We start from the raw sequence: 12030 nt of genomic DNA on the forward strand, positions 1-12030 counted from the left end.
GGGTCCCTCCACCGGACCGTTCCACGCCGCCCGGCGGGCCCTCCGCCCGCCGGGGCGCACCCCGTCCCCATCCGTCCCGCGGCCCCGGGCCGCCGTATCCGAGGAGTCCCCGTCATGAGCGCTCCCCACGTCCACGGCGCTCCTGCCGCCGGTCCCCCCGGGGCTGCTCCGACGCCGCCCGGGGCCATGCTGCCCGCCGCCCCCTCCCCGCGACGGCCCGGCATCCCGACGGAGGCCCGCCCGCCGGAGGAGGACCACTCCACCGTGGGGCGGCTGGCCGCGACGGTGGAGCGGCTGCGCGAGGAGGTACGCGCGGCGCACGCCGCCGCCGAGGGGCGTGCGCTGATCGAGCTCGCCAAGGGAGTCATCGTCGAGCGGCTCGGGTGCGGGCCCGCCCAGGCGGCGCGGCAGCTCGCCGAGCTGGCCGAGCAGGCCGGGCTCTCGCAGCTGGAACTGGCCGCGGACGTCATCAACCAGGCCGCCCACGACCGGGTCGCCGAGGCCGCCGGCGAATTCGTCCGACGGGCCGTCGGCGAGCCCGGCGAACCCGGTGCGGGCACCGGGCCCGACGCCTCGGTCGCCGTGCGCCTGCGGACGGCCGAGAGCGCCGCGCTCAACGCGGGGGACAGCCAGGCCGTCGCCGAGTCCCTGCTGGAGCACGCTCTCGCGCCCCTGGGCGCCAGCGCCGTCGCCATCTGGACGACCGGCCCCGACGCCTCGCTGACCCTCTGCGGCCACGCGGGCTTCGGTGCCGACGAGCCGGCCCGCTGGCGCTACGTACCGCCCGGCGTGGCCACGGCGGCCCGGCAGGCGCTCACCGAGCGCCGTACCGTCTGGTTCCCCTCGTTCGGAGCCGTCGGCATCCCCTCGATCGGCCGCGCGCGTCATCCCGAGGGGGGCCGGGTGGTGGTCCCCGCCGGAACCGGTGGCCGTATCCACGGCGTCCTGGAGATCTGCTGGCCCCGGCCGCTGGACCCCCAGCCCTCAGCCGTGGAGCGACAGATCGAGGCCCTGGCCGAACTGTGTGCCCACACCATCGAGACCCTTCCCGATCGGTCGGCGCCGGTACGGCCGTTCCCGCCCGACCTCGACCGGTCGGCGGAGCTGGTGGAGATCGCCGACGGGCTCTACGACCCCGCCCTGGTCCTCTCCCCGTATCTGGACGACGACGGCCGTCTACGGGACTTCCGCATCCGCCACGCCAACGCGCACTTCCAGGACCCGGCGGGCCGCTCCCGGAGCGCCGTCGACGGAACCCTGCTCCTGGAGGCGTACCCCGCGACGGCCGGCGAGAGCGAACTCTTCGAACAGATCGAGCGCGTCTACGCCACCGGGGAGCCCTTCCGCGCCCGGCGGACCCGGATGACCGCCCTCGTGGACCAGGTGCCGGTGTCGTCCGTGGCCGACATCAGCATCAGCCGTCACGGTGACAGCGTCCTTCTCATCTGGCGGATCGAGGACGAGTCCGCCCGGCTCGCGAGCCTGCTGCAGCACGCCCAGCGCCTCGGCCGCATCGGCGGTTTCGAGGAGGACGTCCTGACCGGGGAGATCTCCTGGAACGGACAGCTCTTCGAGCTGTTCGGCCGGGACGTCACCGAGCCGCCGGTCGCCCTGCGCGACCTCGCCGCCCACGCCCACCCCGACGACGCGGTCGCCATCGGCCGTTTCCTGCGGGCCGTGCTGCACCAGCGGCGGCCGAGCTCGACGGCCTTCCGCATGCTGCGCCAGGACGGGGTCACCCGCCACATCCGGGTGATCGCCGAACCCGCCCTCGACGCCGCCGAGCAGCTCCTCGCCGTGCGCGGCGCCTACCAGGACATCTCCGCGCAGCACTGGACCGAGGTCGCTCTCGCGGCCACCCGGGACCAACTCGCGGTGACGGAGCAGGAGTCGGCGGAGCGCAACCGCCTCGCCCTCCAGCTGCAGCACGCCATCATGCCGCCGACCAAGCCCCCGCTGGACGCCCCGGGCCTGGACGTCGCCGTGCGCTACCGGCCCGCCGAGACCGAGTCCCTCGTCGGCGGCGACTGGTACGACGCCGTCGTGCTGCCGTCCAAGAAGATACTGCTGTGCGTCGGGGACATCGCGGGCCACGGCATCGAGGCCGCCACCGGGATGGTCGTGCTCCGCAACGCCATGCGCGGCCTCGCCGTGACCGGTGCGGGCCCCGCCCAGCTGCTGTCCTGGCTGAACAACGTGGCGCACCACCTCACCGCGCACGTCACGGCCACCGCCGTCTGCGGCATCTTCGACCCCGAGACCCGCACCCTGCGCTGGGCCAGGGCGGGACATCTCCCGCCGGTCCTGGTCCGGGGCGCGGAGGCGGACAACCTGCCGCTGCTCAGGGGCATGCTGCTCGGGGCCCTCGCCGAGGCCGAGTACGAGGAGGCCGAGGTCCAGCTGGAGGCGGGGGACACGGTGCTGATGTACACCGACGGTCTCGTCGAACGCCGGGACACCTCCGTGAACGACTCCATGGCGCAGCTGCTGGCCACGGCCCAGGCCCCGGCGGCCAGCCTCGAACGCCGCCTCGACCTGCTGCTGACGCACAGCAAGTCCGACACCGACGACGACACGTGCCTGATCGGTGTGCGGGTCAACTGACCCCATGCCCGACCGACCGTCCCCCCCACCGTGGAAAGCAGGGAGCATGCCCGAGCGAGAAGTGAACCTGGATGTCGAAGTGGAGATCCGCGACGCCGGCACGGCGGTGCTGTCCGTGGGCGGCGAACTGGACATAGAGACGGCCACCAAGCTCCACCACCACCTGGCCAACCAGTTCCTGCACGGCCGCCACCACCTGGTCCTGGACCTGTCCCCGCTGGACTTCATGGACTCGTCCGGTCTCAACGTCCTGATCAGGGCGGCGCGGGACGCGCGGCAGGCCGGGGGCGACCTCCACCTCGCCGCGCCGACCCCGGCCGTGCGACGCATTCTGGAAATCACCGGTCTGACGCTGACGACGCCTCTGCACGCCGATGTGGCCGAGGCGCTGGCCGCGGCCGGCAGACCGGCCTAGACGAAGGGCGGGGCGGTCCCGCCGAACGCGGGACCGCACACCGTAGGAAGGACGAGCGGGAACACGTGGACGAGATCACCGGAGTCGAGCAGGCACTGCGCCGGGCCGCTCCGCACCTCCTCGTGAGCGTCGTGGAGGACGCCCTGAGGGAGCACCACGACGCGCGGAGGGTCGAACTCCGGCTGGCCGACTACGGACTGCGGTCGCTCCAGCTCGTCGGGCGCGCGCCCCACGCGCCCCGCCAGGTCCTGATCCACGACAGCCCGCAGGGCCGTGCCTTCGGCGCCCAGGAGCCGTACGTCACACAGGAGGCCGACTCCGTCTCCGTACACCTGCCGGTCACGGTCAGGGGCGACCGGATGGGCGTCCTCACCGTGGGTCTGCCGACGGGCAGCGACCTCGTGCCGCTCCTTCCCGAGCTGCGCCACCTCTGCGAGGCGCTGGGCCACGAGATCCTGGTGGCCGAGCGGGACACGGACCTGTACGTCCTGGCGCGGCGGGCCACCCGGATGACGCTCGCGGCCGAGATGCAGTGGCAGCTCCTTCCGGGCCTGTCCTGCGCCCGCCCCGAGTTCGCCCTCGGCGCGCATCTGGAACCCGCCTACGCCATCTTCGGGGACAACTACGACTGGTCGGCCTCGGACGACCAGCTGACCCTGACGGTCACCAACGGCATGGGGGAGGGCATCGAGGCCGCCCTCCTGACGAACCTCGCGATCAACGCCCTCCGCAACGCCCGCAGGGGCGGCCTCGGGCTCGCGGACCAGGCGGCTCTGGCGGACCAGGCCGTGTACGCGCAGTACCGCGGCAGCGCCTACGTCTCGGTGCTCCTCATGCGCTTCGACCTCGCCACGGGCGAGGTCGAGGCCGTGGACGCCGGCTCGCCGCGCCTGTGGCGCCTGCGGGGCCGTTCCGTCGAGAGGGTCTCGCTGGAGGCGCAACTGCCCCTGGGGATGTTCGAGGAGTCCTCCTACGTCCCCGAGCGGTTCACGGTGCTGCCGGGGGACCGGCTGCTGTTCGGCAGCGACGGCGTGTACGACGCCGCGTCGCCCGAGGGGGAGAGCTACGGGGAACGGGCGCTCGCCCGCGCGCTCACCGCGACCAGGCTGCTGCCGCCCACCCAGGTGCCGGGGGCGGTCCTGCGGGAACTCGCCACGTACCACGGCGGCACCCCACTGGAGGACGACGCGCTGGTCGTCTGCCTGGACTGGCACGGACGGTAGGACAGCCCGTGGCAACAGTTGCCGAATGGCAACTGTATCCTTGGGGCAACACCTGGCTCGTGTCCATGGTGATCACGTCACAGGTGACCAGAGGATGACAAGTGGGGCATGGGGCACGCGGCCGGACGGAGCGGGCGGCGCACGGAGATCAGGCGGACCGGACGTCCTTGAGCGGCGCCACCCCCTCTGAGGGGTGGCCGGGTCTCTCCTCGTCCAGCGCCTCCTGGAACCCCGTGAGCCCGCGCAGGAGCGCCTTGCGGCTCGTCGGCGACATCGCCGAGATCACCGCGAGCAGGGCTTCCTCCCGCTGGACGCGCAGCTCACGGAGATACGTCTTCCCCCGGACGGTCAGATGCAGCTCCAGCTGCCGACGGCTGACGGGGCTGGGCAGCCGCTGCACGAAACCCAGCGCCTCCAGACGGTCGCACATGCGGCTCACCGAGGGGGGCGCGGAGCCGAGCAGCTCTCCCAGGGCGCGGAGGTTGATGCCCTCCTCGCGATCGAGGCTGTACAGAACGCGCAGCTGAGACGCCGACACCGGTGTCGACGACACCATGTCCCGGCCGCGCTCCCACAGCACCTCGAGCAGCTCGATGAGCTCGCGGGCGGCCTGCGTCGTCTGCTGCGGCTCCCGCGAGGACTCGGCGGGGTTGGTGTTCATGGCTGGCGACACTCCTCGGACGTCCGGGGCCGAGGAAGTCGGCCGTGCGACACACCGGTCATCTCCACATCTCTCCAGAAGGCGGTACGCATTCGGTGGATCGACGCGTGACAGTGGAACGCGCGCTGCGCGGGGCGCCGCCACACCGCCTTCTGGACTCCCTCCGTGTCGATCTGGCACAGCAACTCGACGCGCTCTCCGTCGACCTCCTGCTCGTCGACCACGGGCTCACGTGGCTCCGCCCCGTCGAGCCCGCACAGGCTCGGACAGGGGCGCAGCACGGGGCCGCGGGGCCGGGGCCCGAGGGCCGCGCCTTCACCTCACAGCAACCATATCTTTTCGGTGGTGACGGGCCCACGGCGACCGCGTACCTTCCTGTGACGGTTCGTGGCGAGCGTTACGGGGTTCTTGTGGTCGTCCTCCCCTCCGGCCGGGTCACACCGGAGACGACCGAGGACCTCGTCCACGTCGCGGAGGTGCTGGGACACGCCCTGCGTGTCGCCGACCGCCACACCGATCTGTACCGCCGGACCCGCAGGGCGCAGCCCCTCAGCGTCCCCGCGGAGATGCAGTGGGGCGTGCTCCCCGGCCGGGCCTGCGCGGGCCCGGAGTTCGACCTCCACGCCTACTGGGAGCCGTCCTACGGCTCGGGCGGCCACGTCCTGGACTGGTCCGTGACCGAGGAGGAGCTCCAGCTCGTCGTGGCCAACGGCGCCGGCCCCGGCACCCGGTCGGCCCTGGTGAGCACCCTCGCCCTGAACGCGATCCGCAACGCCCGGCGCGCCGGACTCGACCTGGTCGGTCAGGCCAGCCTCACCGACCAGGCGCTCTACGGGCAGCACCGGGGCGACAGGTCCCTCTCCGCCCTGCTGCTGAGCTTCGCCCTCGCCAGCGGTGAGGTGAGGGTGGTCGACGCCGGGTCGCCGACGGTCTGGCGGCGGCGGGGGGCGGTGACCGAGCGGATCGACCTGGAGCGGCAGCTGCCCCTCGGGATGTTCGAGGACACCGTCTACGCCACCCAGCGCCTCCGTGTCCGCCCCGGCGACCGGCTCGTCTTCGTCGCCTGCGACCGCGAGGAACCCTCGCCCGGCGCCACGGGCACGGCCCTGGACCGCTCGGTCGGCCGGGCGATCGACGGGACCCGGCACCTGAGCGGGGCGGACACCCCCCAGGCGGTCGTCCAGGCGCTGCGGGAGGCTCCCGGGGGGCTGCCGGAGGACGTTCTCGTCCTCTGTCTGGACTGGCGCGGGTCCGTAATCCGCGGTGCGGAGGGCATGGAAAGCGTAAAGGGGGGAAGGGCGGAGTACGAGGTGTGTGCGAAGCACGGCACGAAGCCGTGTGAGGAAGGGGGATGCTGATGACGGACGCGATCGCCACCGAGCGTGTGACCCGAGAGCCCGTGCTGTCCGCGAGCGTCGACTACGACGTCGGGGACGCCGACGACGGCATGATCGCGTCCGCTCGCGCCTTCACGGCGGACTTCCTCACCGCCTCACCGGCCGTGGGCCGCCGGCCGGTGCCCCGTGAGCGGATCGACCTGGCCCGTCTGGTGGTCAGCGAGCTGGTGACCAACGCGATACGGCACGCGCCCGGCCCCTGCCGACTGCTGCTCGAACTGTTCGACGAGGTCGTCGAGATCTCCGTGTTCGACCGGGTGGAGACCTCACCCGTCCCGCGGGGCCACGACCCCGGCCGTGTCGGCCAGCACGGCGTCGAGATCGTCGTCGCCATCTGCGAGAGCGTGACGGTGGAGCCGCATCCGGGGGGAAAGCGGGTGAGGGCACGGCTCTCGCTCGTCGCCTCCTGACCCGGGCCGACGGGACGGAACACGGGATTCGAAAATCCCGTGCATGATCCGTGAGAGCCGGGGTAGGCGAGCCGTCCGGGGGAGAATCGGCTTGCGACGAATGAAGGGGTCAGCGGAGTGTCGACTGCAGTGCAGACGGAGACGAAGGACCGTACCGAAGCGACTGTGGGGGGCCTGCCGGTCGTAGAGGCTCCCCGCACGATCGCACCCAGGGACGCGCGTGAACTGTCGAAGGTGTTCTTCGGCAGGATGGCCGTACTGGAGGAGGGAACCCCCGAGTACCAGTACGCGCGCAACACGCTGATAGAGATGAACATGTCGCTCGTGCGCTACGCGGCCGGCCGCTTCCGGGCCCGTGGCGACGAGATGGAGGACATCGTCCAGGTCGGCATCATCGGACTGATCAAGGCCATCGACCGGTTCGACATCTCCCGTGAGGTGGAGTTCACCACCTTCGCCGTCCCGTGCATCGTCGGCGAGATCAAGCGCTTCTTCCGTGACACCTCCTGGGCCGTCCACGTACCGCGCCGGCTCCAGGAAGCCCGCGTCGAGCTGGCGAAGGCGACGGAGGAGCTGAGCTCCCGCCTCGGACGGGCCCCGACCGTGTCGGAGCTGTCGACCCTGATGAACCTCTCCGAGGACGAGGTCATCGAGGCCCGGATCGCCTCCAACGCCTACCGCTCCACCTCGCTGGACGCGGCCATCGGCGGTGACGACGAGGACGGCGCCATGCTCTCCGACCTCATGGGCGAGGAGGACCCGGCGCTCGCGCTCTTCGAGGACTTCCACGCCCTCGCGCCGCTGATCGCCGAACTCGGCGAGCGGGACCGTCTGCTGCTCCACCTGCGCTTCGTCGAGGAGCTGACGCAGTCGGAGATCGGTCAGAGGCTCGGCGTCTCCCAGATGCAGGTGTCGCGCCTCCTCACGCGCAACATCGCCCGCCTCCGCAAGGGGATGCTCGCCCCCATGGAGGCGTGAACCCCGGGGGTGTGACCCCCCCGGGCCACGAACCCTCCACCGGACCGAACGGCCTCACCGGCTTCCCCCCTACCGGTGAGGCCGTTCCCCTGCGTGCGCCGCACGGCGCAACCGCCGCTTCAGGGAACGGCGTTCGTCGTCGTCCAGGCCGCCCCAGACCCCCGTCACCTGGCGGGAGTCGTCCAGGGCCCAGGCGAGGCACTCCTCCCGCACCGGGCAGTGCCGGCAGACGTCCTTGGCCTCCTCGGCCTGGACCAGGGCGGGGGAACCGGTACCCACCGGGAAGAAGAGATCGGGGTCGACGTTCTGGCAGGCCGCGGCCGCGCGCCAGCTGTCCATCGGTCCTCCTGACGTGAGAGCGGACAAGTCGTTGCTACTCGGCTGACCGGTCATCGGCTCTTGAAACACCGATCGCGGCGGATTCGCCGGATTCGGCAGATTCGCCACGTCCCGCTGATCCGGCGGATCCGGCGGATTCGGCGGGGAAAGTGGGGGCACGCGAAGGTTCTGACTCAGGGGAGGAACGGATATGACCACAGTGGGATCGTCGACGTCGGTGGCGAGAAGAGCGGCCCGCGGGGACGTCGTTCGAGCTGCGGCCCGGGCGGGCTTCGTGGCGCGCGGTGTGCTGTACCTGCTCATCGGGGCACTGGCCGTGCGGATCGGTGCGACGGGTTCGGACGAACAGGCCGATCGCGGCGGAGCGCTCACGGACGTCGCCTCGACGTCCTTCGGGTCCGTACTCCTCTGGGCCCTCGGCATCGGTCTCGCCGGGATGGCGTTGTGGCGTCTTTCGGAGGCCCTCTTCGGTCTCGCGGGACCGAAGGGCGACCGGGCCCGCAAGCGCGCGCTGTCCGGCTGCCGCTTCGTCTTCTACGGCGTCACCTCCTTCCTCGTCCTGTCCTTCGCGGCGGGGGACCGGGGCAGCGGCGCCGGTGCGACCGACCGTCAGAGCCAGGACATCACGGGACGCCTGCTCGGCCTGCCGGGCGGACAGTGGTGGGTCGGCGCCGTCGCGGCCGGATTCCTGGGCGCCGGGCTGTGGATCGCGGGCCGGGCCGTGGCGCGGAAGTACCGCAAGCGCCTGATGTGGGGACGGATGCCGAAGCATCAGCGCCGCCTGATGGACGTCACCGGTGTGGCGGGCGGGGTCAGCCGCGGGCTCGTCTTCGCCGCCCTCGGCTTCTCGGGCCTGAAGGCGGCGGTCACGTTCGACGCGGGCCAGGCCAAGGGCATGGACGACGCGATCCGCTCGTTCGCCCAGACCCCGGTGGGACCGTGGCTGCTGATAGCCGTGGCCGTCGGACTCGTGCTCTTCGGCGTCTTCTCCTTCGGCCAGGCGAAGTGGCGCGACGTCTGAACCGCCCACCGGTCCGGCCCGCCGGCGACGGCCGACCGGGATCCGGTACATCGGGGACGGGCCGACGGCCCATCCCGATAACGCTCGGTTGAGCCCTCCGCCCCCCTTCGGGCTATCCTTGGGGCCATCACACACCTTCGGCGCCGCGCAGCGCCGGCCGGCGACGACGCCGGACCGGCCCGCGGTGCCTTCGTCGTGCCCGAGCCCCCACCACCCCCGGGGAGCCTCGCGCCCGGCGAGGAGACAGAACAGGGGGGCGGGAGTGGCCGCCGTGCGGAAGTACTTCATGGCTCCGGACCCGGGACGCGTCCGGCTCCGGGTCTCGCTGCGGGCCGTCCTCGGCATCGCGCTGGCCGTCGCCCTGGCCGAGCTCCTCGGCCTCTCGCTGACCGCCTCCATCACCGCCGGTCTCGCGGCCCTCCTCGCCCTCTTCACCGTCGCCGACCCCACCGTCCGCCGCCAGGCCGTCACCACCGCCCTGCTGCCCGCCGTCGGCTTCCCCGTCCTCGCGCTCGCGACCCTTCTGCACGGCGCGCCCGCGCTGCGGGACACGGCCTGGCTGCTCGTGGTCTTCGCCGGCGTGTACGCCCGCCGCTGGGGGCCGCGCGGGCACGCGCTCGGGATCTTCGCCTTCATGCAGTTCTTCGTGACGCAGTTCCTGCACGCGCTCCCGGCACAGCTCCCCGAGCTGTACGCGGCCGTCGCCCTGGCGCTGCTCGCCGTCGGCGCGGTCCGCTTCGGAGCCTGGTGCGTCGAGCGGCGCGTCCCGCCTCCCGCCGCACCCGCCCCGCTGCCCGGCACCGGCCTCGCCCGCCCCACGACCCGCCAGGCCTTCCAGGCCACGGCGGCCTGCGCCGTCGCCCTCGCCGCCGGTCAGCTGATCTCGCACGAGCGCTGGTACTGGGCCGTCGGCACCGCCTGGTGGATCTTCGTCAACACCGCCTCGCGCGGCGAGACGCTCGTGCGGGGGTTCCGCCGGGTCCTCGGCACCGTCGCCGGCATCGCGGCCGGCCTCCTCATCGCCGTCCCGCTCGGCGGCGCGACCGCCCCCACCGCCCTGCTCGTCGGCGTCTGCGTCCTCGGGATCTTCTACACCGCCCCGCTCTCGTACAGCTGGATGATGTTCTTCGTCACCGTCATGGCGGGACTGCTCTACGGCCTCCTCGGCGTCCTGCACCCCGGCCTTCTGCTCCTCCGCTTCCAGGAGACCGCGGTCGGCGCCATCGGAGCGGTGATCGGGGTGGCCCTGCTCCCGGTGACCACGCACGCCGCCACCAACGCCTGGATCGAGCGGGCCGTGACCTGTGTGCACACGTGCACCACCGCCGCCGCCCGGCGCCTCGCCGGCGACCCGGGCGTGGACCCGGCCCCGCACGCCGCCGAACTGGAGGTCCTGCTCGGCCGGGTCCGGCTCTCCGTCGCGCCCCTGGTGCACCCGCTGAGCCCGCTGCGGGCCCGCAAGGCGCGGGCGCGCCGGGTGCTCGCGCTCCTGGACGACTGCGCCCGTGAGATCCGGGGCCTCGCCGCCGTCGCGGCCGACCCGGACGCCTCGCACGACGCCCGGCTCGTGGCCGCCGCCTGGCGGGTCGAGGCAGCGGTCCACGCCCTCGTACCCCCGGCGCAGCCCGTCCCGGCGTCGCCGTCCGACGCGGCGGGCGTACCGCACCACCACCCCGGCGCGGAGGCGGCACTCGGTCATCTGCACGGTCTGGAACAGGCCCTCGTCGGCCTCGCGGCACCGCTCCGGACCTCGGTCCGGGCCCCGCTGGTCCCGGCCGCCTGACCCACCGCGGCCGTCCCGCCGACCTGGTCTAGACCGCCTGCTACCGTCGGCCGGACGCAGGCCGGTCGACCGCGACCGGCCCGGTACAGGGGAGGCGCCGTGAGCGGCACAGGGACGGTTCGAGGACGGAACGCGGTACGGGCGTACATCGGGTCGTTCACGTCGGCCGGCGGGCGGGGGGTCCTGGCCGCCGACGTGGACGAGGAGACCGGCGCTCTGACCGTCACCGGGGGCAGCGACGCCGTCGCCGACCCCTCCTTCCTCGCCCTCGCGGGCCCCGTGCTCCACGCCGTGTCCGAGACCGGGGCGGGCGCCGTGGCCGCCTTCGACGTCACCGGACCCGCGCCGCGGCCGCTCGGGACGCCCACCCCCGTCGACGGCGAGGCCCCCACCCACCTCGCTCTCGCCGCCGGGCACCTCCTCACCGCCAACTACACCTCCGGCAGCGTCACCGTCCTGCCGCTCGCCGAGGACGGCACCCCGCGCCCCGCCGCGTCCGTCCTGCGCCACGACGGCAGCGGACCCGTCGCCGCGCGCCAGGCCGGCCCGCACGCCCACCAGGTGCTCCCCGACCCCAGCGGCCGGTGGATCGTCAGTGTGGACCTCGGCACCGACTCCGTACGGATCTGCGCCCTCGACCCCGGGACCGGGACGCTCACCCTCCACGGCGAGACGGCGCTACGCCCCGGCACCGGCCCGCGCCACCTCGCCTTCCACCCGGCCGGCACCCACGCGTACGTCCTGAACGAACTGGAGCCCACCCTCACCGTCTGCCGCTGGGACGCGGTCGCGGGCGTCCTCGAACCGCTCGGCGAGACCCCTGTCGTCCCCGAGGGCACCCCCGGCCCCCGCTACCCCTCCGAGATCGTCGTCGCCCCCGACGGCCGCTTCCTCTGGGCCGCGGTCCGGGGCGACGACACCCTCGCCGTGCTCGCTCTCGACCCCGACGGCGCCGAGGCGGCCCTCGTCGCCACCGTGCCCTGCGGCGGCACCTGGCCGCGCGACCTGACCCTCGGCCCCACCGGCCGGTACCTGTACGCGGCCAACGAGCGCTCCGGCGACGTCACGTGGTTCGTCGTCGACCCGGAGACCGGGATCCCCGCGCGCGCGGGCGCGATCGAGGCCCCGGCCGCCTCCTGCGTGGTCTTCGGCTGAGGCACCGGCTCCCGGAGCCCCTGGGATACGCCGAAGGGCCCGCA

11 protein-coding genes are annotated in these 12030 nt (G+C 73.3%); 9 read left to right on the forward strand and 2 right to left on the reverse strand.

Going from position 1 to position 12030, the window contains the following annotated elements; all coding sequences use genetic code 11:
• The first annotated feature begins 114 nt into the window (after positions 1-114).
• The 3 genes from ACFWV2_RS14215 (at position 115) to ACFWV2_RS14225 (ending at position 4242) form a co-directional block, all read left to right on the forward strand.
• Complete coding sequence (locus tag ACFWV2_RS14215) at positions 115-2604, forward strand: SpoIIE family protein phosphatase (RefSeq protein WP_384405256.1); 2490 nt, start codon at positions 115-117, stop codon at positions 2602-2604.
• Positions 2605-2650: 46 nt separating this feature from the next.
• Complete coding sequence (locus ACFWV2_RS14220) at positions 2651-3019, forward strand: STAS domain-containing protein (RefSeq protein WP_360791223.1); 369 nt, start codon at positions 2651-2653, stop codon at positions 3017-3019.
• Between the two features lie 65 nt (positions 3020-3084).
• Positions 3085-4242, forward strand: coding sequence for a PP2C family protein-serine/threonine phosphatase (locus ACFWV2_RS14225; protein WP_384405257.1), 1158 nt, complete (start codon positions 3085-3087; stop codon positions 4240-4242).
• A 148-nt stretch (positions 4243-4390) separates the two neighbouring features.
• Here ACFWV2_RS14225 and ACFWV2_RS14230 read toward each other — a convergent pair whose 3' ends face one another.
• Complete coding sequence (locus tag ACFWV2_RS14230; RefSeq protein WP_384405258.1) at positions 4391-4903, reverse strand: MarR family winged helix-turn-helix transcriptional regulator; 513 nt, start codon at positions 4901-4903, stop codon at positions 4391-4393.
• Positions 4904-5010: 107 nt separating this feature from the next.
• On the opposite strand from ACFWV2_RS14230, the gene ACFWV2_RS14235 reads away from it, so the two are divergent.
• The 3 genes from ACFWV2_RS14235 to ACFWV2_RS14245 all read left to right on the forward strand — a co-directional run bounded on the left by ACFWV2_RS14235 (position 5011) and on the right by ACFWV2_RS14245 (position 7688).
• Positions 5011-6261, forward strand: a complete 1251-nt coding sequence (locus ACFWV2_RS14235) for a PP2C family protein-serine/threonine phosphatase (RefSeq protein ID WP_384405259.1) — start codon at positions 5011-5013, stop codon at positions 6259-6261.
• Complete coding sequence (locus ACFWV2_RS14240; RefSeq protein ID WP_384405260.1) at positions 6261-6710, forward strand: ATP-binding protein; 450 nt, start codon at positions 6261-6263, stop codon at positions 6708-6710. The genes ACFWV2_RS14235 and ACFWV2_RS14240 overlap by 1 nt, the downstream gene beginning before the upstream one ends.
• Positions 6711-6875: 165 nt before the next feature.
• Positions 6876-7688 (forward strand): RNA polymerase sigma factor SigF, encoded by an 813-nt coding sequence (locus tag ACFWV2_RS14245; RefSeq protein WP_384405339.1) that lies wholly within the window; start codon positions 6876-6878, stop codon positions 7686-7688.
• A gap of 69 nt (positions 7689-7757) precedes the next feature.
• Here the strand turns inward: ACFWV2_RS14245 and ACFWV2_RS14250 are convergent, their stop codons facing one another.
• Entirely contained in the window at positions 7758-8027 is a 270-nt protein-coding gene (locus ACFWV2_RS14250; protein ID WP_384405261.1) for a WhiB family transcriptional regulator, read from the reverse strand.
• Between the two features lie 190 nt (positions 8028-8217).
• On the opposite strand from ACFWV2_RS14250, the gene ACFWV2_RS14255 reads away from it, so the two are divergent.
• The 3 genes from ACFWV2_RS14255 (at position 8218) to ACFWV2_RS14265 (ending at position 11986) form a co-directional block, all read left to right on the forward strand.
• Positions 8218-9048 (forward strand): DUF1206 domain-containing protein, encoded by an 831-nt coding sequence (locus tag ACFWV2_RS14255; protein WP_384405262.1) that lies wholly within the window; start codon positions 8218-8220, stop codon positions 9046-9048.
• A 286-nt stretch (positions 9049-9334) separates the two neighbouring features.
• Positions 9335-10831 carry an FUSC family protein gene (locus ACFWV2_RS14260; protein ID WP_384405340.1) on the forward strand — a complete coding sequence of 499 codons (1497 nt, stop codon included), beginning with the start codon at positions 9335-9337 and terminating at the stop codon, positions 10829-10831.
• A 99-nt stretch (positions 10832-10930) separates the two neighbouring features.
• On the forward strand, positions 10931-11986 hold the full coding sequence (locus ACFWV2_RS14265; protein WP_384405263.1) for a lactonase family protein: 1056 nt from the start codon (positions 10931-10933) through the stop codon (positions 11984-11986).
• The last annotated feature ends 44 nt before the right edge of the window (positions 11987-12030 follow it).

It is taken from the genome of Streptomyces sp. NPDC058671, assembly GCF_042716475.1.
Taxonomy (GTDB): Bacteria; Actinomycetota; Actinomycetes; order Streptomycetales; family Streptomycetaceae; genus Streptomyces.